The organism is Isoptericola sp. Y541 (assembly GCF_059445465.1).
In genome coordinates, this window is the sequence record NZ_JCAIUJ010000001.1 from 291,207 (window position 1) to 312,008 (window position 20,802).

19 protein-coding genes are annotated in these 20,802 nt (G+C 73.4%); 15 read left to right on the forward strand and 4 right to left on the reverse strand.

Going from position 1 to position 20,802, the window contains the following annotated elements:
* Nucleotides 1-94 precede the first annotated feature (94 nt).
* Nucleotides 95-679 carry a DUF4143 domain-containing protein gene (locus AC1C2V_RS01435; RefSeq protein ID WP_495387785.1) on the forward strand — a complete coding sequence of 195 codons (585 nt, stop codon included), beginning with the start codon at nucleotides 95-97 and terminating at the stop codon, nucleotides 677-679.
* Between the two features lie 7 nt (nucleotides 680-686).
* Here AC1C2V_RS01435 and AC1C2V_RS01440 read toward each other — a convergent pair whose 3' ends face one another.
* Nucleotides 687-1,208, reverse strand: a complete 522-nt coding sequence (locus AC1C2V_RS01440) for a P-loop nucleotide/nucleoside kinase family protein (protein WP_495387786.1) — start codon at nucleotides 1,206-1,208, stop codon at nucleotides 687-689.
* Nucleotide 1,209: 1 nt separating this feature from the next.
* The gene (locus AC1C2V_RS01445) at nucleotides 1,210-1,857 is read right to left on the reverse strand and encodes an HAD family hydrolase (protein WP_495387787.1); all 648 of its coding nucleotides are present in this window, start codon (nucleotides 1,855-1,857) and stop codon (nucleotides 1,210-1,212) included.
* 48 nt (nucleotides 1,858-1,905) lie between these two features.
* On the opposite strand from AC1C2V_RS01445, the gene AC1C2V_RS01450 reads away from it, so the two are divergent.
* On the forward strand, nucleotides 1,906-2,622 hold the full coding sequence (locus AC1C2V_RS01450; protein ID WP_495387788.1) for a class I SAM-dependent methyltransferase: 717 nt from the start codon (nucleotides 1,906-1,908) through the stop codon (nucleotides 2,620-2,622).
* Nucleotides 2,623-2,693: 71 nt separating this feature from the next.
* On the opposite strand, the gene AC1C2V_RS01455 is transcribed toward AC1C2V_RS01450, so the two are convergent.
* Nucleotides 2,694-4,184, reverse strand: a complete 1,491-nt coding sequence (locus AC1C2V_RS01455) for an HNH endonuclease signature motif containing protein (RefSeq protein ID WP_495387789.1) — start codon at nucleotides 4,182-4,184, stop codon at nucleotides 2,694-2,696.
* A gap of 139 nt (nucleotides 4,185-4,323) precedes the next feature.
* Nucleotides 4,324-6,549 carry an AfsR/SARP family transcriptional regulator gene (locus AC1C2V_RS01460; RefSeq protein WP_495387790.1) on the reverse strand — a complete coding sequence of 742 codons (2,226 nt, stop codon included), beginning with the start codon at nucleotides 6,547-6,549 and terminating at the stop codon, nucleotides 4,324-4,326.
* A gap of 193 nt (nucleotides 6,550-6,742) precedes the next feature.
* Between AC1C2V_RS01460 and AC1C2V_RS01465 the strand changes: the two genes are divergently transcribed.
* The 13 genes from AC1C2V_RS01465 to AC1C2V_RS01525 all read left to right on the forward strand — a co-directional run bounded on the left by AC1C2V_RS01465 (nucleotide 6,743) and on the right by AC1C2V_RS01525 (nucleotide 20,739).
* Nucleotides 6,743-7,219 carry a hypothetical protein gene (locus AC1C2V_RS01465; RefSeq protein WP_495387791.1) on the forward strand — a complete coding sequence of 159 codons (477 nt, stop codon included), beginning with the start codon at nucleotides 6,743-6,745 and terminating at the stop codon, nucleotides 7,217-7,219.
* Between the two features lie 78 nt (nucleotides 7,220-7,297).
* Complete coding sequence (locus AC1C2V_RS01470; RefSeq protein ID WP_495387792.1) at nucleotides 7,298-7,798, forward strand: hypothetical protein; 501 nt, start codon at nucleotides 7,298-7,300, stop codon at nucleotides 7,796-7,798.
* Nucleotides 7,799-7,822: 24 nt separating this feature from the next.
* The gene (locus AC1C2V_RS01475; RefSeq protein ID WP_495387793.1) at nucleotides 7,823-8,278 is read left to right on the forward strand and encodes a hypothetical protein; all 456 of its coding nucleotides are present in this window, start codon (nucleotides 7,823-7,825) and stop codon (nucleotides 8,276-8,278) included.
* A 205-nt stretch (nucleotides 8,279-8,483) separates the two neighbouring features.
* A complete protein-coding gene (locus tag AC1C2V_RS01480) occupies nucleotides 8,484-12,341 on the forward strand; it encodes a nitrate reductase subunit alpha (protein ID WP_495387794.1) in 3,858 nt (1,285 codons plus the stop codon).
* Complete coding sequence (gene narH / locus AC1C2V_RS01485; RefSeq protein ID WP_495387795.1) at nucleotides 12,338-14,107, forward strand: nitrate reductase subunit beta; 1,770 nt, start codon at nucleotides 12,338-12,340, stop codon at nucleotides 14,105-14,107. The genes AC1C2V_RS01480 and narH overlap by 4 nt, the downstream gene beginning before the upstream one ends.
* A complete protein-coding gene (narJ, locus tag AC1C2V_RS01490) occupies nucleotides 14,104-14,802 on the forward strand; it encodes a nitrate reductase molybdenum cofactor assembly chaperone (protein ID WP_495387796.1) in 699 nt (232 codons plus the stop codon). The genes narH and narJ overlap by 4 nt, the downstream gene beginning before the upstream one ends.
* Nucleotides 14,793-15,551, forward strand: a complete 759-nt coding sequence (narI, locus tag AC1C2V_RS01495) for a respiratory nitrate reductase subunit gamma (protein WP_495387797.1) — start codon at nucleotides 14,793-14,795, stop codon at nucleotides 15,549-15,551. The genes narJ and narI overlap by 10 nt, the downstream gene beginning before the upstream one ends.
* A gap of 37 nt (nucleotides 15,552-15,588) precedes the next feature.
* Nucleotides 15,589-16,824, forward strand: coding sequence for an MFS transporter (locus tag AC1C2V_RS01500; RefSeq protein ID WP_495387798.1), 1,236 nt, complete (start codon nucleotides 15,589-15,591; stop codon nucleotides 16,822-16,824).
* A 91-nt stretch (nucleotides 16,825-16,915) separates the two neighbouring features.
* Nucleotides 16,916-18,292 (forward strand): molybdopterin molybdotransferase MoeA, encoded by a 1,377-nt coding sequence (locus tag AC1C2V_RS01505; protein ID WP_495387799.1) that lies wholly within the window; start codon nucleotides 16,916-16,918, stop codon nucleotides 18,290-18,292.
* Between the two features lies 1 nt (nucleotide 18,293).
* On the forward strand, nucleotides 18,294-18,983 hold the full coding sequence (gene mobA, locus AC1C2V_RS01510; RefSeq protein ID WP_495387800.1) for a molybdenum cofactor guanylyltransferase: 690 nt from the start codon (nucleotides 18,294-18,296) through the stop codon (nucleotides 18,981-18,983).
* Nucleotides 18,980-19,324 carry a DUF6457 domain-containing protein gene (locus AC1C2V_RS01515; protein WP_495387801.1) on the forward strand — a complete coding sequence of 115 codons (345 nt, stop codon included), beginning with the start codon at nucleotides 18,980-18,982 and terminating at the stop codon, nucleotides 19,322-19,324. The genes mobA and AC1C2V_RS01515 overlap by 4 nt, the downstream gene beginning before the upstream one ends.
* Nucleotides 19,325-19,328: 4 nt before the next feature.
* Nucleotides 19,329-20,435 (forward strand): GTP 3',8-cyclase MoaA, encoded by a 1,107-nt coding sequence (moaA, locus tag AC1C2V_RS01520; RefSeq protein ID WP_495387802.1) that lies wholly within the window; start codon nucleotides 19,329-19,331, stop codon nucleotides 20,433-20,435.
* 16 nt (nucleotides 20,436-20,451) lie between these two features.
* Nucleotides 20,452-20,739 (forward strand): MoaD/ThiS family protein, encoded by a 288-nt coding sequence (locus AC1C2V_RS01525; protein WP_495387803.1) that lies wholly within the window; start codon nucleotides 20,452-20,454, stop codon nucleotides 20,737-20,739.
* Nucleotides 20,740-20,802 lie beyond the last annotated feature (63 nt).

Below are 20,802 nucleotides of genomic sequence, written 5' to 3' on the forward strand. Positions count from 1 at the left end.
CGGCGTTCGTCATCCGAGCCCCACGTGAACGACGCCGCCCGTCACGACGACCGGGTACGAGGCGAGGTCGCCGGCGAGCCCCGCCCGCGGATCCTTGCCGGCGGCGTCCAGGATCCTGGACGCGGCAACGCCAGGCGAGGGGGACAGCCCCGCACTGACGACGACCATCGCCTATCGAGACGCGCTGACCAGCCTCTGGCTGCTCGACGACCTGCCGGCGTGGTCCCCGAGCCGCAGCGCCTTCGACCGCCACGTCTCGGCGCCCAAGCACCAGCTCGCCGACCCCGCGTTGGCCGCCAGGCTCCTCGGGGCCACCCAGGCCTCGCTCCACCTCGGCCGGCACGGCTCGCTGCTCGGACCGCTCTTCGAGTATCTCGTGTCGTTGAGCGTCCAGACCTACGCCGAGTCGGCACGGGCCCGAGCCCAGCACCTGCGCACCCAGGGCGGCACTCACGAGGACGAGGTCGACCTGATCGTCGAGCGCGACGACGGCGCCGTCGTCGCGCTCGAGACCAAGCTCGCGAGCAGCGTGAGCGACGCCGACGTCAAGCACCTGCTCTGGCTCCGCGACAAGCTCGGCGACGACCTTCTGGACGCCGCGGTCATCACGACGGGCGAGCGGGCCTACCGTCGCCGCGACGGGATCGCCGTCATTCCCGCCGCGCTGCTCGGACCCTGAGGACCTCTCATGCGAAGGTCCCCGGCACGACGCCGGGGACGACCTGGAGCGGGCCCTCTTCGGGTGTCGGGACCTCGAACCCGTCGTAGTGGGCCGCCGCGACCTCCGGTGCCAGCAGGACGTCGTGCGCGTGCGCGCCGGTGCGCGCGGCCACGCGCGCCAGGGCCACGTCGCGCGGCGTGTCGACGTACACCACCAGGGTGTCCGCGCCGTGGGCCGCCCCGAGGGCCCGGTACTCGTCGCGGGAGGCCCGCGACCAGAACGACGAGTCCACGACGACGTCGCGACCCTGCGCGAGCAGGTCGTCCGCCCGCTCCCGCAGCGCCTCGCCCACCCGCCGCGCGTCGTCCTCCGGCAGCGGGTGGCGGGCCGCGTGCGTGGCCTCCCACGCGAGCTCGTCGACCGACGCCACCGCGTACCCCGCGTCCGCGTACCGGCGGGTGTGGGTGGACTTGCCGGCGCCCGCGGGGCCGCACATCAGGACGAGGCGGCGGCGCACCGCGCCGGCGGCGGGGCGGGCCGTGGTCACCTCAGGCCTCGAGCATCGCGTCCGGCCCGACGTCGCCCGCGTCGACGGCGACGTCGTGCTCGGCCAGCAGGCGCCGCAGCTGGTCGTGACCGTCGTCGACGCACCACTGGACGGCGTGGAGCCCCGCCTGGCGCGCGCCGAGGACGTTCCGCTCCACGTCGTCGACGAAGACCACCTCGTCCGGCTCGGCGCCGATGCGCCGCACCGCCTCGTCGAAGAACTCCGTGGCGGGTTTCGCGGCGCCAAGGTCGCAGGAGTAGCAGCTCACGTCAAACAGCAAGTCGTACCCCAGCTCCGTGCGCATGTACGCCTCGCGGTGGGCCTCCTGGTTGGTGCCGAGGTGCACGCCGTAGCCCGCCGCGCGCAGCTCGCGGACCAGACCGATCGACGCGTCGATCACCTCGATCCGGAGCCAGACGGCGCGGAACACGTCCCAGGGGTCGTCGGGCACGCCGAAGCGCGCGAGCCCGTCAGCGAGCACCGGCAGATAGTTGCCCCGCCCGGCAAGCATCGGCAGGTCCTGCGTCCACGTCTCGCGCAGGAACTCGCTCGACCGGTCGCCGAGGTACGGGTCCAGCACCGCGTCCCACCCGCCCGGGATCACCTGCAGGACCTCGTCCGCGTCGAAGAGCACGTGCCGGATCGCCATGCCCGGGACACTACCGCCGGCCTGGTCGCGCGCGTAGCCTCGTCGCCCATGGCCGACCCGCGCACGACGACGAACCCGCTGGTCCGTGCCGGTGGCCGAGCCCTCGGCCGGTTGAACGCCCGGCACCCGTGGAACCACAACGACCACTTCCACGGCTGGATCCTGCGGCGGCTGCCGCGGCGGCGCCTGCGCGCCCTGGACGTCGGGTGCGGCACAGGCGCCCTCGTGAACCGCCTGCGCCGCGAGGTCTTCGAGGTCGTGGGCCTCGACGTCGACGTCACGATGGCCGAGGCCGCGCGCGCCCGGTTCGCCGACGACCCCGCCGTCACCGTGCGCCACGACGGCTTCCTCGACCTGCCCGCCGACGGCTCGTTCGACGTCGTGACGATGGTGGCCTCGCTGCACCACATGGAGCTCGAGGCCGCGCTGCGCCACGCGGCCGGCGTACTCGCGCCCGGCGGGCGGCTGCTGGTGGTCGGCCTGGCGCGGCTGGGAGCGCCGCGGGACCTCGCCGTCGACCTGGTCTCATCGTTCGCAAACCCCGTTGTAGGGATGATCAAGCACCCGCGCGTCGCCGCGCCGGCCGCCCTGCCGGACGAGGCCGGGACCGACGCCGAGGGCCGGCCGGTCGTGCCCGTGCGGGACGCGCGCGAGACGTACGGCGAGGTCGCCACGGCCGCGCGCCGCGTGCTGCCCGGTGCGCGCTTCCGGCAGCGGCTGTTCTTCCGCTACACGCTCGAGTGGACCCGTCCGACGGACTGCTAGAAAGGGCGGCTGTGCGTTCTTGGTGAGCGAGCCCACCATCGCGGTGCCGTCGTGCACGGTGGACGCTTCGGTCAGAACGGCGGGATGCCGTCATCAGTGACGACGGTCCGTGCCGCCGACTCCGGAGCGCTTTCCCTGGTGGGCTCGTCGACCGGGCCAGCGGCGGGAGGTTCGGGGGGCGCCTGGCCCGCCAGGAACTGTGCCTCAATCGCCCAGGTGTCGAGCTGGTCGAGGGCGTGGTCGGCGCTGCCGGGGGCGGTGAGGTAGGTGCGCCCGCGGGGCGAGGTCCAGGCGAGGACGCCGTCGTCGAGCTGCTCGACCTGCCAGCAGGACTCGTGCTTCAGGGTGTGGTGCGCGCGGCAGAGATGCGCCAGGTTGCCGGCGTCGGTGGAGCCGCCGTCGGCCCAGCCGAGGGTGTGGTCGACGTCGCAGCGCGCGGCGGGCACGCGGCAGCCCGGGAACCGGCAGGTGACGTCGCGTTGGGTGAGGAAGGTGCGCAGGTCGGCGGGCACGACGTAGCTGCGCCGGTCGACGGTGAGCATCGCGCCGCTGACCGGATCGGTGAGCATGCGTCTGAGGGTGGGTGCGCGAGCAGCGAGATGTCGCGCGGTCTCGGCGTCGACGGGCGTCGTGCCGTCGAGAGTCGCGGGGGACTCGCTCGTGCCCGCGAGCGTGGACATCGGGACCGTGACGTGGACGACGGGCCGCACGCTCCGGGCCAGCGTGACCAACGGGTCGGGAGGACCGCAGTCGTGCTCGTGCTGTGCACCGTCGACCTGTGCGCTGTCGACCTGTGCGTCCTCGACCTGCGCGTCCTCGACCTGTGCACCGTCGAGCAGTAGGGCGCTGAGCCCGGCTGCTCTCAGCTGACCGATCCCGCGAGGGTCGCCGGCGGACCTGGCGCGCGCGGCGGCGCGGGTGAGCCGGTCGTGGACGGCGTGGGCGACGGGGGTGGGCACGTGGGCGGTGAGCCAGGACATGCCGTCCTTGCCGTCGTCGACCCAGACGTCGGCGCGCAGGGCGGCGGCCTCCCGCCGGACCTCGGCGGGGATGGGGTGCAACCGGTCTCGCGCGGCGTGGGCCAGGGAGCCGAACCGCGCCGGTGTCAGGGCGGGCGCCCGGTCCAGGACCGCGCGCTCGACCTGGGCGGCGGCTTGGGCGGGGAGGTCGGCGACCGCGTCGACGAGCGTCGAGGCGTGCTGGTAGGAGATGCGGCCCCCGCACAGGGCTTCCAGCGTCGCGGTCGCCGTCGACGCGAGGACCTGCGCGTCAGCGAGGAACCCCTGCGCGACGTGCTCGCTCACCCCCAGGGCGCAGGCGACCTCGGCCGCCAACGCCCGGTGCGCGACCGACCCACGACGCTCGGCAGATGACGACTCCACCCGCGCGACCTCGACGTCCAGCATCGACTCCGGGGCAGCATCGGCGGCCTCGAGCACCTCGGCCAGGGCGACCGTACGTCGTCCCGCGGCCGCATTCAGAGCTGTCTGCTCGTCCGTCGCCCGACCCAGGGCAGCATCCAGCGCCTGCTGCGCTGCGACGGTGCCGGGCTGCGTTGCCATGGGACGAGTCAACCACCAGCCACCGACAGGCACTCGAACACGCGTTCGACCCATCGCGGCCGTGCCCCGGGCGGGGCGGGTCGAGGCGTGAAACGCGCGCGAGCGCGAACGCACAGGGCGCACGCCAGGCCTGTGCGGCTCAGGCGGGCTTGCTCTGCAGCTCCAGCACGCCGAGCGAGCGCGTCGCGACGCCCTCGGCGGTGCGGTCCCCCAGGTCCCGGGCCGCGCGACGCGCGGCGGTGTGCAGGCGCCGCGCCTCGTCGCGGTGCCCGTGCGCGTCGAGGTACCGCCACAGCACGGTCGACAGGTCGACGACGTGGGTGAGGTGGCCCAGGAGCAGCGCCTGCTCCGCGGCGCACACCAGGGTCGACCGTTCGTCGTCGAGCCATCGCAGGGCGGCGTCGGGCCCGTCCAGCGGTGGCGTGAGCACCTCGGGGAGGTCGGTGCGCAGGCGCGTCTCGGCCGGTTCGAGGCAGGCGGCAGCGCGCACCGCCGCGGCCAGGTAGTAGTCGAACATCCGCCGCGGGCCGGCCGCGGCGTCCTCGTGTTCCGCCGCGAGCTCCGCGGCGTAGATGCGCAGCAGGTCGTGCATCTCGTAGCGGCCGCGCTCCGCCTCGTCGAGCAGGCGGCACCGTACGAGGTCGTCGATGAGCCGGCGCGTGCGCTGCAGGTCCGTGCTGCCCAGCAGCGCCGACGCGCAGAACGGGTCCAGGTAGTGGCGCGCGTGCGCGCAGTGGAAGCCGGAGCGCCGGAACAGCAGCGCCTGCTCCGGCGCGAGCTGCCGGTACGACCACGACAGCACCGAGCGGACCGACGTGTGGCTGTCGCCGGTCTCCAACAGGTCCAGCCGGTCCCGTTCCACGCCCAGCGCCGCCACCAGGTGCGCGATGTCGTCGGGCCCGGCGTCGCGCAGCCGCTCGGCGGCGACGCGCAGCGCCAGCGGCAGGCGGGCGCACCGCTCGACGAGGGCGTCCACCAGGTCGTCCACTCGGTCGTCCACCAGGTCGTCCACCCCGCGCCCGGAGTCGCTGTGGGCAGGGAGGTCGTCCCCGAGCCGAGCACCCAGCAGGGCCCGCGCGTCCCGCCGGGTCATCCGGCTGACGTCGAGCCGGTCGGCGCCCTCCCCCGCGGTCAGCCCGGCAAGTGTGTCGCGGCTGGTGACCACCGTGACGCAGCCGGCCGACCCGGGCAGCAGGGGCCGCACCTGGTCGGCGTCGGACGCGTTGTCCACCACGAGCAGCAGGCGGCGGCCGTCGGTCAGGGTGCGGAACCTCGCGGCGCGGGCATCCAGGTCGGCGGGGATCGCGTCGCCGGCCTCGCCGACGGACCGCAGCAGCACCCCGAGCGCGTCCACGGGCGACACCGGTGCGTGCGGGCTGAAGCCGTGCAGGTCCAGGTGGAGCTGCCCGTCGGGGAACCGCTTGCGCGCCCGGTGCGCCCAGTGCGTCACCAGCGCCGTCTTGCCGACCCCGGCGGTCCCGGTGACGACGACCACCCGCGCACCGCCCTCCGAGTGCCTGCTGAACCGGTCGAGCGCCGCCAGCTCCTCGGCGCGACCGACGAACCCGCACGGGTCGTGCGGCAGCTGCGCAGGCGGACGGTGCGCAGGCGGACGGTGCGCCGGTACGGGGGATGGCGCCATCGCGGCGTCCTCGCCCGTGAGGATGCACCGCTCGAGCTCGCGGAGCTCCGATCCGGGTTCCAGGCCGAGCTCGTCGACGAGGGTCTGCCGGGCCGACCGGTAGGCGGCGAGCGCGTCGGCCTGTCGGCCGCTGCGGTACAGCGCCGTCATGAGCAGCGCGTGCAGGCGCTCCCGCAGCGGGTGGCGGCCCACCAGATCGGCGAGGTCCCCGACGACGCTCGCGTGGCGTCCGCACTCGAGCTCGGCGGCGTAGAGCTGCTCGAGCGCGGAGTCCCTCCGTTCGGTGAGCCGCCCCGCCTCCGCGGCGAGGGGGCCGAGGTCGAGGCCCTGGAACGGCTCGCCTCGCCACAACCCCATCGCGGAGTGCAGCAGCTCGGCCCGGCGGCCGGGGTCGGCGGTGCCCGTCGCGCGCTCCACGGTCTCGTCGAAAAGGTGCGCGTCCAGCTCCCCCGGGTGCACCTGCAGCACGTAGCCCCCGGCGTCGAGCGCCAGCCGGCCCTCCTCCCCGAGCGCACGGCGCAACCGGTGCACCGTCAGGTGCAGACGCTGCAGGTCGGCCGGGTCCCCGCTGTCCCAGAGCGCGTCCAACAGCGCCTCGGCCGGCACCGGCGAGTTGGCGCGGGTGAGCAGCAACGCCAACAGCCCGAGCCGGACCGCCCCGGACACCTGCGGTACGTCGTCCGCCCGCGCGACCCGCACCGGCCCCAGCACCTCGAAGCGCATGTCGTCCCCTTCCGACGTCGGGACCGATTGATCCCCACCCCACACAAGAGGTGACCGGGGCGACGGAAGTACGGCGAAAGGGCGAGGAAAGCGGCCGTCGGCACGGTGGTGCCCATCAGAGGTCGTCGACCGCCGCCGGGCCGGGCCGACGACCGCACCGTCCGCCCGGCGCGAGGGACACGAGGGGAAACCCATGCGACACAGCACGAGAAGGACGCTGGCGGCTGCGGCCGTCGGTGCCGCGGGGCTCGGCCTGCTGGGCGCCACGGCGGCCACCGCCGCACCCGCTCCGGACGCGCCGGGCGCCGACCCGGCCACGGCGGCCGCGTGGACGAGCACCGGCGCCACGTGGAACGACCCGAACGACGTCGGCGGAGTCTCCGTCTACGAGCGGGCTTCCAAGCCCAGCACCGGGGAGAACGTCCTCGGCCAGTTCATCGCCTACGGCGAGAAGATCACGATCATCGACAGCCACGACAACGACCGGAAGGCGATCGTCAAGCTCTGGGTCGGCGGCAGCGGCCCCGCCGTCTTCTACGGCAACGGCGATGGCACCGAGCGGGTCGTCAACAAGTCGTACGACGAGGGCCAGCCGGTCTACGTGCAGGTCTGCACCTCCGACTCGGCGAACGCTGTCTGCTCGGACAGGAAGTACAAGGGCAGGTCCTGACCGCCACCGCCACGGACGACCCACGAACGACCCACGAACGACCCACGAACGACCCACGAACGATCTCGAGGAGGAATCATGCGACTTCGCACCATGACGGCGGCCGTCGCCGCGACGCTCGGCGTCGCCGGCCTCTGCCTGCTCGGTCCGGCGGCCACGGCCGCCCCCGCGCCTGTGCCCGCACCTGACATGACCGACATGACCGCCACGACCGCCACGACCGCCACGGCGGCCAGCTGGTACATGGACACCGCTGCCTGGGCCGACGACGGCGACGCCGGCGGCGTCAGCATCTACGAGCAGGCCATCAAGAACGGCACCGAGCAGTACGTGATGGGCATGTTCGAGGCCAAGGGCGAGCACCTGACGATCTGGGACCACCACCCCAACGGCTACAGGTCGATCGTCAAGCTCTGGGTCGGCGGCAGCGGCCCGGCCGTCTTCTACTCCAACGGCGACGGGACGAAGCGCGAGCTGAACCTGTCCTACGACGAGGGCCAGACCGTGTACCTGCAGGCCTGCACCTCGACGTCCGCGAACGCCGTCTGCACGCCCAAGACCGCGAAGGGCAAGTCCTGAGGAGGGATCATGCGACTTCGATCGATGACAGCAGCGGCCGCGACGCTCGCCGTCGCCGCCCTGGGGACGTTCGGCGGCACGGCCGCCGGCGCCGCGTCCTCCGACGTGGCCTCCGACGTGGCACCGCAGGCCAGCTGGACCCCCAACTACTACGCCTGGAACGATCCCGAGGACGCCGGCGGCGTCTCCGTGGCCGAGATGGCGTCCAAGAGCGGCAGCGACGAGTACGTCCACGGCCGGTTCCGCGCCTACGGCGAGGTTCTGTCGATCTGGGATTACCACGACAACGACCGCAAGTCGATCGTCCGGCTCTGGGTCGGCGGCAGCGGGCCCGCGGTCTTCTACTCCAAGGGCGACAACACCTACCGAGAGGTGAACCTGTCGTACGACGAGGGGCAGACCGTGTACATCCAGACGTGCACGTCCGACACGGCCGGGGCGGTGTGCACGGCGAAGAAGAAGGTTCCGGGCAGGTCCTGACGGGTGCCCACACGCGTCCGCACGACGGGAGGACGGGCGTCGGAGCACCGTGACGGGTGTTCCGACGTCCCGTCAGGACCGAGATGACGCGGCCGCGTGATCAATGCCGTACCCCGATCAGGGGTGTCTGGCGTGCACTGCCGCAGGTCCGGGACCATGATTCGAAGCAGTGATTCTTCGGATCCCCCCAGCCTCAGGAGTGCGCATGTCGCCCACCCGCCCGCCCGACGTCGAGACCGGGACGGCACCACCGACCGGAGCGGCCGACGCCCTCCTGAGACTCGGCAAGCACCTGCGCAAGGGGGAGGTGTCCGACGACCTGCGCCAGCTGTTCCTCAAGGGCGGGCGTCAGGGCGACGTCTTCTACCGGGACCGGTGGTCGCACGACAAGGTGGTGCGCTCCACGCACGGCGTGAACTGCACGGGGTCGTGCTCGTGGAAGGTGTACGTCAAGGACGGCATCATCACGTGGGAGACGCAGCAGACGGACTACCCGTCGGTCGGCCCGGACTCCCCCGAGTACGAGCCGCGGGGCTGCCCGCGCGGCGCGGCGTTCTCCTGGTACACCTACTCCCCCACCCGGGTGCGCTACCCGTACGTGCGCGGCGTGCTGCTCGCCGCCTACCGAGAGGCGAAGGCCGCGGTGGGCGGCGACCCGGTGCTGGCGTGGCAGCGGGTGACGTCCGACCCTGAGACGGCCCGCGCGTACAAGTCGGCCCGCGGCAAGGGCGGGCTGGTGCGCGCCACGTGGGACGAGGCCGCGGAGATCGTCGCGGCCGCGCACGTGCACACCATCAAGGAGCACGGCCCGGACCGGGTCGCGGGGTTCTCCCCCATCCCGGCGATGTCGATGGTGTCGCACGGCGTCGGGGCGCGATTCGTGCAGATGCTCGGCGGCACGATGCTGTCGTTCTACGACTGGTACGCCGACCTGCCGGTCGCGTCCCCGCAGGTGTTCGGCGACCAGACGGACGTGCCCGAGTCGGCGGACTGGTGGAACTCGTCCTACCTGATCATGTGGGGCTCCAACGTCCCGGTGACCCGCACCCCGGACGCGCACTTCATGACCGAGGCGCGCTACCGCGGCACCAAGGTGGTCTCGGTCTCGCCGGACTACGCGGACAACACGAAGTTCGCGGACCAGTGGCTCGCCCCCCAGCCGGGCACGGACGGCGCGCTGGCATTGGCGATGGGGCACGTCATCCTGCGCGAGTTCCTGGTGGAGAAGCGCACCGCGCCGTTCGCCGACTATCTCAAGAAGTACGCCGACGCGCCGTTCCTGGTGCGCCTCGACGAGCACGACCCTTCGACCCTTCGACAGGCTCAGGACGGCGCAGGCTCAGGACAGGCGGCGACGTACGTGCCGGGCAAGTTCCTCACGGCCGCGGACGTGGACGACGACGTCCTGCCCGGGGCGTCGTCCGGGGCGAACCCGCACTTCAGGACGCTGTTGCTGGACGCCGACGGCACCGTCGTCGCCCCCAACGGCACCCTCGCCGACCGGTACGGCGAGGCGGGCGAGGGCAAGTGGAACCTCGACCTGGGCGACGTCGACCCGCTGCTGTCGGTGGCCGACGCCCCACCGCCGGTCGAGCCTGTCGAAACCGGCGTACCTGTGCTGCTCCCCCGGTTCGACATGGTCTCGACAGGCTCGACCGACGTCGAGGCGCACCTCGGCGGCAAGGGCGTGCTGACACGCGGCGTGCCGACCCGGCGGGTGGGCGGGCACCTGGTGACCACCGTCTTCGACCTGCTGCTCGCGCAGTACGGCGTGGAGCGTGCCGAGCTCGGCCTGCCGGGCGAGTGGCCCACCGGCTACGACGACGCGACCGCCCCCGGCACTCCTGCCTGGCAGGAGGAGATCACCGGCGTGCGGGCCGCGGACGCCGCGCAGATCGGCCGGGAGTTCGCGCAGAACGCGGAGGACTCCGGCGGCCGGTCGATGATCATCATGGGCGCGGGCGCGAACCACTGGTTCCACGCCGACACCATCTACCGCGCGTTCCTCACCCTCACGACGATCACGGGCTGCCAGGGCGTCAACGGCGGCGGCTGGGCGCACTACGTGGGGCAGGAGAAGTGCCGGCCGATCACCGGGTGGGCGCAGTACGCGGGTGGCCTGGACTGGCTGCGGCCGCCGCGGCAGATGATCGGCACCGGGTGGTTCTACCTCGCCACAGACCAGTGGCGGTACGACGGGATGCCGGCCGACGCGCTCGCCTCCCCGCTCGCGCCGGGCCGCCTGGCCGGACGCACGACGGCGGACACGCTCGTGGAGTCCGCCCAGCGCGGCTGGATGCCGAGCTACCCGACGTTCGACCGCAACCCCCTGGACCTGGTGGACGAGGCGCGTGCCGCCGGCAAGGAGCCGGAGCAGCACGTCGTCGACGAGCTCAAGAAGGGGACGCTCAAGTTCGCCTGCGAGGACCCCGACGACCCGGCGAACTTCCCGCGCGTGCTGACGATCTGGCGGGCCAACATCCTCGGGTCCTCGGGCAAGGGCAACGAGTACTTCCTCAAGCACCTGCTCGGCACGGACTCGTCCGTGCTGGCCGCCGAGGCGCCGCCCGACCGGCGGCCGGCGTCCATGGCGTGGCGCGACGAGGCGCCGCGCGGCAAGCTCGACCTGCTCGTCACGATGGACTTCCGCATGACGAGCACCACGCTGTTCTCCGACGTCGTGCTGCCCGCCGCCACCTGGTACGAGAAGCACGACCTGTCGAGCACGGACATGCACCCCTTCGTGCACTCCTTCAACCCGGCGATCAGCCCGCCGTGGCAGACCCGTACGGACTTCGACACGTTCCACACGCTGGCCGGGCTCGTGTCCCAGATGTCCGAGACCCACCTGGGGGTGCGCGAGGACCTGGTCGCGACCCCCCTGATGCACGACACCCCCGACGAGCTCGCCGTGCCGCACGGCACCCTCACCGACGCGGGCGCACCGATGACCGAGCGCGAGCTGGTGCCCGGCGTCACGATGCCGCGCCTGCAGGTGGTGCAGCGCGACTACCCGGCGTTCGCGGCGCGCATGGCGGCCCTCGGCCCGTTGACCGACACGAAGGGCATGGCCACCAAGGGGGTCGCGTACATGCCGGACGAGGAGGTGCGCAAGCTCGGCCAGGTCAACGGCGTCGTGACCTCCGGGCCCGCGGCCGGGCGCCCGCGGCTGGACCGCGACACCCACGCGTGCGAGATGATCCTCGCGCTGTCCGGCACCACGAACGGGCGGCTGGCGGTGCAGGGCTTCGAGAACCTGGAGCGCCGCACGGGGCAGCCGCTCGCCGACCTGGCGCGCGACGACCATGCCAAGCGCGTCACGTTCCCCGACGTGCAGTCCCGCCCGACCACGGTCATCACCTCCCCGGAGTGGTCCGGGTCGGAGCACGGCGGGCGCCGGTACACGGCGTTCGCGGTCAACGTGGAGCGGCTCAAGCCGTGGCACACCATCACCGGCCGCCAGCACTTCTACCTCGACCACGACTGGATGATCGAGCTGGGCGAGCAGCTGCCGGTGTACCGGCCGCCGCTGGACCTCCACCACCTGTTCGGCGACAGTCCCGTGCCCGGCACGTTCGACGACGGCAGCGTCACCGGTCATGCCGCCGTCGCCGTGCGCTACCTCACCCCGCACTCCAAGTGGTCCATCCACTCGGAGTACCAGGACAACCTGTTCATGCTGTCGCTGTCGCGCGGCGGGCCGAACATCTGGATGAGCCCGGCAGACGCCGCGAAGATCGGTGTCGCGGACAACGAGTGGATCGAGGCGGTGAACCGCAACGGCGTCGTCGTCGCCCGCGCCGTCCTCTCCCACCGCATGCCCGAGGGCACCGTCTACATGCACCACGCCACCGACCGCACGGTGGACGTGCCGCTGGCGGAGACGTCCGGTAAGCGCGGCGGCATCCACAACTCGCTGACGCGCATCCTGCTCAAACCCACGCACCTCGCCGGCGGGTACGGGCAGCTCAGCTACGCGTTCAACTACCTCGGCCCCACCGGTAACCAGCGCGACGAGGTCACCGTCATCCGACGCCGCAGCCAGGAGGTGCGTTACCAGTGAAGGTCATGGCGCAGATGTCGATGGTGATGAACCTCGACAAGTGCATCGGGTGCCACACGTGTTCGGTGACCTGCAAGCAGGCCTGGACGAACCGCACGGGAATGGAATACGTGTGGTTCAACAACGTCGAAACACGGCCGGGGCTGGGCTACCCGCGCCAGTACGAGGACCAGGAGACGTGGCAGGGCGGCTGGATGCGCACCAAGCGCGGCAAGCTGAAGCTCCGTGCGGGCGGTCGGGCGAAGAAGCTCGCGTCGATCTTCCACAACCCGAAGCTGCCGTCCATCCACGACTACTACGAGCCGTGGACGTACGAGTACGACATGCTGCTCAGCGCGCCGCAGGGCGAGCACACGCCGGTCGCGAAGCCGAAGTCGCTGCTCACGGGCGACGACATGTCGATCCAGTGGTCGGCCAACTGGGACGACGACCTCGGCGGGTCGACGGCGACGATGCAGGACGACCCGATCCTCAAGCACATGAGCGAGCACGTGGCCGAGGAGCTCGAGCAGACGTTCATGTTCTACCTGCCGCGCATCTGCGAGCACTGCCTCAACCCGTCGTGCGTCGCGTCCTGCCCGTCGGGCGCGATGTACAAGCGGGTCGAGGACGGCATCGTGCTGGTGGACCAGGACCAGTGCCGCGGCTGGCGCATGTGCGTCACCGGCTGCCCGTACAAGAAGGTCTACTTCAACCACAAGACCGGCAAGGCCGAGAAGTGCACGCTGTGCTATCCACGCATCGAGGTGGGCCTGCCCACCGTGTGCTCCGAGACGTGCGTGGGCCGGCTGCGCTACCTAGGCCTGGTGCTGTACGACGCGGACAAGGTCGGGGCCGCCGCCGCGATCGAGGACGAGCAGGACCTGCTGGCCGCGCAGCGCTCCGTCTTCCTGGACCCGCACGACCCCGAGGTGGTCGCCGCCGCCCGCCGCGAGGGCATCCCGGACGACTGGATCACGGCCGCGCAGCGCTCCCCCATCTGGAAGCTCATCCACGACTACGAGGTGGCGCTCCCCCTGCACCCGGAGTACCGCACGCTCCCGATGGTCTGGTACATCCCGCCGCTGTCGCCCGTCGTCGACGTCGTGGCCAGCTCCGGCAACGACGGCGAGGACGGCCGCACCCTGTTCGCTGCGATCTCGCAGCTGCGCATCCCGCTGGAGTACCTCGCGGGCCTGTTCACCGCGGGCGACACCAGGCCGGTGGAGCGGGTGCTGCGCAAGCTCGCGGCGATGCGCTCCGGCATGCGGGAGGTCAACCTGGGCCGCGAGTTCCCCGAGGAGACCGCCACCGCCGTCGGCATGACCGGCGATCAGGTCCAGGAGATGTTTCGGCTGCTCGCGATCGCCAAGTACGAGGACCGGTACGTCATCCCGTCCGCGCACACGGAGGTGGCGCGCGAGCTGGAGGAGATGGCGTGCTCCCTCGACGTCGAGGGCGGGCCGGGCATGGGCGGCCAGGGGATGAGCGGCGCCGGACCGTTCGGCTCGTCGTCAGGCACCCCGCTGCCGGTCGCGGTGGAGAACTTCCACGCGCTCGCCAACCGGCAGACCGCCGACTCCCCCTACGGGCCGTCCACCCCCGGGCGCGTGAACCTGCTCAACTGGGACGGCAACGGGAGCCCCACGGGCCTGTTCCCGCCCTCCGAGGGCGGCGGCGGCGGCGTGCCCCCCGGCAGCCCGGGCACCGTGCCGGGCGGCCGGCAGGACGCCACGTACGAGGAGCCCGGCGGCTCCGATGCCTCCGGATCAGGGAGCGCGCGATGAGCCTCGCCTTCCTGCCTCGTCCCGGCGTCCGGGCCAAGCGCCTCGACCCGCTGACACCCGTGCGGCTCGACGGCGGCCAGCGCGCCGTCGCGCACATGGGGGCCGCCGTCCTGCTCGGCTACCCGGACGACGAGACGCGCGCGGCCGCGCAGACGGTGCGCGACGCCGTCGGCGGCCTGCCCGCGCCGGTACGCGAGCGCCTCACCGGCCTGGCCGACGCCCTGACGGACGGCGACCCCGCCGCCCTGCAGACCGCCTACGTCGCGACGTTCGACCTCAAGCGCCGGTGCGCGATGTACCTGTCGTACTACGCGGCGGGCGACACCCGGCGCCGAGGGACCGCGCTGGTGCGGTTCGTCGAGGCGTATCGCGCGGCCGGCTTCGAGCCCACGGGCGACGAGCTGCCCGACTATCTGCCCACCGTGCTCGAGCTGTCCGCCCGTGGGGGCGAGGACGGCGCCCGGATCGCCGGCAGCCTGCTGGCCGTCCACCGCGACGGCATCGAGGTCCTGCGCTCCGCGCTCGCGGCGCAGGGCTCGCCGTGGACGGCGGCGATCGAGGCCGTGTGCCTCACCCTGCCGCCCGTCGACGACGCGACGGCCGAGCGGATCGCCGACCTCGTGACGGCCGGTCCGCCGGCGGAGATGGTCGGGCTGAGCGGATACGGGGACGGGGAGGACCTGCCATGGGCGTGACCGACACGGGCGGCGACAATATCCTGCTGTGGGTGGTGCTGCCGTACGTGACCTTCGCCGTGCTGGTGGTGGGGTCGATCTGGCGGTACCGGTACGACAAGTTCGGCTGGACCACCCGGTCCAGCGAGCTGTACGAGAAGCGGCTGCTGCGCTACGGCTCGCCGCTGTTCCACTTCGGGCTGCTCTTCGTGGTGCTCGGGCACTTCCTCGGTCTCGTGATCCCGAGCTCCTGGACCGAGGCCGTCGGCATCAGCGAGGGCGTCTACCACTTCATCGCCACGTCCATGGGGTCCGTCGCCGCCCTCGTCGCCGTCTCCGGCCTGCTCATCCTCATCTACCGGCGCCGCTCCACCGGACCGGTGTTCCTGGCGACCACGCGCATGGACAAGACCATGTACGTGTTCCTCGCCGCCTCGCTGCTGTCGGGCGCCTGGGCGACGGTGCAGACCCAGATCCTGGCGGGCGGCCACGGGTACGACTACCGGGAGACGATCTCGCCGTGGTTCCGGTCGCTGTGGTACCTGCAGCCGCAGCCCGCCCTCATGGAGGGCGTGCCCCTGGCGTTCCAGGTGCACATCGTGGCGGCGTTGCTGCTGTTCGCCCTGTGGCCGTTCACCCGCCTGGTGCACGCGTTCTCCGCCCCCGTGCAGTACCCGTTCCGCCCGTACGTGGTCTACCGGTCCCGCGAGGCGTCAGTGTCGTCGCGGGCGCCGCGGCCGGGCTGGGACCCGTCCGACAGCCCGCGATGACCCCGCTCACCGCACCGCCCACGCACCAGGAGGATCCATGACCTCGGCACCGTCCACCGGCCCCGCCGACGCGCCGGCGGCTCAGGCCGTGCAGGGTAACGGGACCCAGCTCGCGCTCGCGACGGCCGGGTTCGCGATCTGTTTCTGGGCGTGGGCCCTGCTCGGCCCGCTGGGCAACACCTACGGGCAGCTGTACCACCTGTCCGACTTCGAGGTGTCGGTGCTCGTGGCCGTCCCCGTGATCGTCGGGTCCCTCGGCCGCATCCCGATCGGGGCGCTCACCGACCGTTTCGGCGCCAAGGTGATGTTCCCGCTGTGCAGCGTGCTGACGATCCTGCCCGTGCTGTTCGTCGGGTTCGTCGCGGACAGCCTGCCCTGGCTGCTGGTCGGCGGGTTCTTCCTCGGGCTGGGCGGCACGACGTTCGCCATCGGCGTCCCGTTCGTCAACAACTGGTACCCGCCCGCCCGGCGTGGCACCGCCATCGGCATCTTCGGCGCCGGCATGGGCGGCACCGCCATCGCATCCTTCTCCACCGTGCCGATCCGCGACGCGTGGGGCGAGGGCGCTCCGTTCATCATCGTCTCGGTGTTCCTGGCGGTCTTCGCCCTCGTCTCGCGGGCCCTGCTGCGCGACTCGCCGGCCTGGACGCCCGGCACCGGCAGCGGCATGTGGGCGCGCACCTGGGCGACCATGAAGATCCCCGCCACCCTGCAGCTCTCCTGGCTGTACGCGATCGGCTTCGGCGGGTTCGTGGCGTTCTCCGTGTACCTGCCGACGTTTCTGCAGAACGCGTATGAGCTCAGTGCCAGCGACGCGTCGTTCCGCACCGCCGGGTTCGTGGTGCTGGCGGTGCTCTGCCGGCCGATCGGCGGCACGCTGTCGGACAAGTTCGGCGGCGTGCCGGTGTCGATCGCGTGCTTCACCGTGGTGACGGTGTTCGCGGCGGTGATCATCTTCCAGCCCGCCCTGATGCCCGGCGCGACCATCGCGTTCCTCGGGATGGCGGTCGCGCTCGGCGCGTCGTCGGGGGCGACGTTCGCCCTCGTGGCGAAGATGGCTCCCCCCGGGACGGTGGGGGCCGTGACGGGCGTCGTCGGCGCCGCGGGCGGCCTGGGTGGGTTCATCCCGCCGCTGATCATGGGCGCCGTCTACGGTGGGCGCGGCGACTACGGCATCGGCTTCGCGCTGCTGGCGCTCACCGGCCTGATCACGCTGCTGTTCACGCTCGGACCGGTGCGCAAGCGCGTGCGCGCCAACACGGGGGCGGGATGAGCGCGGCGCGCCGCACCCGTTCACAGCCCGCGACGGCGCGCGGTGAGGACCCGGCCGCACCCGCGTCACGCACCCGGCCTACGGTGGCGCCGTGAACCCGGCCCGCACCGTCGACGAGCACGTCGCCGCCGTGCTCGCCCTGGTCGCGCCGCTCCCGTCGCGCGACGTGCCGCTCGCGGACCTCGCCGTCGGCGCGCCCGGCCGCGTGCTGGCCGCGCCGGTGCGCGCGGACGCCGCCGTCCCGCCGTTCGACGCCGCCGCGATGGACGGCTACGCGGTGCGCCTGGCCGACCTGCCCGACGACGGCGCCGCCGTCACCCTGCCCGTCGTCGGCGACCTCCGCCCCGGCTCCCCCGCCCTCCCCGAGTGTTGTGGGCGCGATTTCGGGGGCTATCCGTCGACGGATAGCCCCCGAAATCGCGCCCACAACACTTCGGACGAAGGCGGGGCGGTCCGGATCATGACCGGCGCGCCAGTGCCGGCGTGGGCGGACGCCGTCGTGCCGGTGGAGCGCACGTCGACCGGGCGGTTCGTCGCCGGCGGCCCGACGACGGAGCGCGAGGTCACGCTCGCCCGCCAGCCCCGCGCGCACGTGCGTTTCCGCGCCGAGGACGTGCGGCCCGGGGACCTGCTCGGGTCCGCTGGCGACCCCGTGACGCCGGCCCTCGTCGCCGTGGCCGCCTCGGGCGGCCTCACCGCCCTGCCGGTGCGCGCCCGCCCGCGGGTGGCGGTGCTGTCCACGGGCTCGGAGCTCCTGCCGACGGATCGGTTCGGCAGCATCCCGGACTCGAACTCCCTGCTGCTCGCTGCCCTGGTGCGGGCTGCGGGGGCCGACGTCGTGCGCGTCGGCGCCGTCCCCGACGATCCCGACGCGCTCCGCGCCGCCCTCTGCGCCGCCCTCGATGACGTGGTGGGCGGCGGGGCGGGGGTGGACCTGATCGTGACGACGGGCGGGGTCTCGGCCGGGGCGTCGGACGTCGTGCGGGCGGTGCTCGCCGACGACGACGCGCGGCTGAGCGACGTCGACGTCGCCGCCGTGGCGGTGCGGCCGGGGCGTCCGCAGGCGCTGGCGCGCTGGCAGGGGGTGCCGTGGGTGGCGCTGCCCGGCAGCCCGGTGAGCGCCTTCGTGTCGTTCGCGCTCTTCGTCCGCCCGGCGGTCGCGGTGCTGGCGGGCCGGGCGCCCGTACTTCCGGCGCGACGTCGCGCGGCCTCTGCCTGGTCGAGCCCGCCGGGGCGCGTGCACGTCGTGCCGGTGCGGACGCTGCCCTCGGGAGAGGTCGAGCGAGCCGCAGCCCCCGGTGACGACCGACCCGGCGCCGCGGGAGGCCACGCGACGTCGGCTCTGCTCGGCGCCGACGGGCTCGCGCTCGTGCCGGCCGACGTCGAGAAGGTCGAGGCCGGCGCCGACATCGACGTGCTCCCCTTGGACCTGCCGTTCGGTGCACCCACGACCGACGGCGAGGCGTGACGTGACGGCCGGCCCCGGCCCCACCCCGGCCCTGCACGACGCGGTCGTCCTCGCCGGCGGGCGCGCGGCCAGGCTCGGCGGGGTGCCCAAGCCGACCGTCGTCGTCGACGGCGCACCGCTGCTCGACCACGCGCTCGCCGCGACCCGCGACGCCGCGCGCACCGTCATCGTCGGCCCCGCGGCGGCGCTCCCGCCGGGTGCCCTGGACGTCCGTGACGTCGTCCTCACGCGCGAGGACCCGCCGTTCGGCGGTCCGGTGGCCGGCCTCGACGCCGGGCTACGCGCGTTGGACCACAGCCACGACCGCACGGAACTCGCCGCACCGTGGGTGCTCGTCCTCGCGGTGGACGTGCCGCGCGCCGCCGCGGCCGTGCCCCTGCTGCGGACCGCCGTCGGCGCCGTGAGCACGACCGGTCCCGCGCCGCACGCCGACGGCGCCTACCTCGTGCGCGACGGCCGCGCGCAGTGGCTGGTCGGCCTCTACCGCCGCGACGCGCTGCGCCGTGCCCTGCGGTCGGCCGCCGGGCCGGAGGGCCTCGTCGGGGTGTCGGTGCGGCGGCTGGTCGCGGCGCTGTCGTGCGTCGAGGTGCCGGACGGCGGGGGCCTCAGCGCCGACGTCGACACCTGGGACGACGTGCGACGGCTTACGGTGGGACGACCACACGCCCGACCGCGGGAAGGAACCCGATGACCGATCAGACGCCCCGCACCGACGACCCCGGCTCCAGCGTGCTGGACCGATGGGTGGACGCGCTCGAGGCCGAGCTCGGCCTGCCCCCGCGGAGCGTTGACGTCGGGGCCGTGCTGGACCTCGCACGCGACGCCGCGCATCAGGTCGCCCGGCCGGCCGCGCCTGTCACCACGTACGTCGTCGGCTTCGCGGCCGGGCTCGCCGCCGCGCACGGCAACGGCTCCGACGCGCTCGAGCGGGCGACGGCGGCTGCGCTGTCCTGGCAGGACCCCGGGCCGAAAGCGTCGGCGGGCCCCTCGTCGGGCACAGCCACGGACCTCGCCACCAACCCTGGGAGCTGATCGGATGACGACCGTCGCGCTCGGGATGCCGCGGCTGCCCGCCGAGGGGGTGCCGGACGTCCGCCTGCCCGCCGAGCGACCCGCGACGCCCGGCCTGGTGGACTCGTTCGGGCGGGTGGCGTCCGACCTGCGGGTGTCGCTCACCGACCGCTGCAACTTGCGCTGCACCTACTGCATGCCGGCCGAGGGGCTGCCCACGCTGCCCCGCGACCAGGTGATGACGCGCGAGGAGATCGTACGGCTGGTGGGGATCGCGACCGGCGAGCTCGGCGTCCGGCAGGTGCGCTTCACCGGCGGCGAGCCGCTGCTGCGCCGCGACCTGCTCGACATCGTGCGCGACTGCGCCGCCCTCCCCCACCGCCCGGAGCTGAGCCTCACCACCAACGCCGTCGGGCTCGACTCCCGCGCCCGCGCGCTGCGCGAGGCGGGCCTGGACCGGGTGAACATCTCGCTGGACACGCTCGACCCGGACACGTTCGCCACGCTCGCGCGGCGCCCGTTCCTCGAGCGCACGCTCGCGGGGATCGACGCCGCCGCGCGCGAGTTCGACGTCGTGAAGGTCAACGCCGTGCTGGTGCGCGGCGTCAACCTCGACCACGCCGCCGACCTGCTGACCTGGTGCCTGGGGCGCGGCTTCGAGCTGCGCTTCATCGAGCAGATGCCGCTGGACGCCGACCACGCGTGGGACCGCGCCGCGATGGTCACCGCGGCAGAGGTGCGCGCCCAGCTGGGTGGGCGGTTCGCCCTCGAGACCGACGAGGAGCCGCGCGACGGCGCGCCCGCGGAGCGGTTCGTGGTGCGCGACGCCGGCGGTCGGCGCCTCGGCCGGGTGGGCATCATCGCGTCGGTGACGGAGCCGTTCTGCGCCGACTGCCGCCGCACCCGCCTCACCGCCGAGGGCGGCGTGCGCGACTGCCTGTTCGCGCACACCGAGACCGACCTGCTCGGCCCCCTGCGCGCGGGGGCGTCCGACGCGGTGCTCGCCGACCTGTGGCGCACCGCCATGTGGGGCAAGCAGTCCGGCCACGGGATGAGCGACACCGGCTCCGGCACGGGGTTCGACGGCGGGTTCACGCAGCCCGAACGGACCATGAGCGCCATCGGTGGATGAGACCCGGGAGACGACGATGACTGACACGACGACCACGGCAGATGCTCCGACGGCCACGCAGGACGTGGCGCTGCGCTACTTCGCCGCCGCGCGGGCCGCCCTCGGCCGCTCGCAGCAGACACTCACCGTGCCGTCGGGAGCGACCGTCGGCGACGTCCTCGCCCACCTCGCCGCCGCCACCCCAGCGGCCGAGCCCGTGCTCGCCCGCTGCAGCGTGCTCCTCGACGGGCGCCGGGCCGCGCCGTCCGACGTCGTGCCCGTCGGCGCGAGCCTGGACCTGCTGCCGCCCTTCGCGGGCGGCTGAACCGACGCACGATTCGAGTCCGAGCGGCGCAGAGACTGCGCAGGTGTGTCACCTGACGTACCC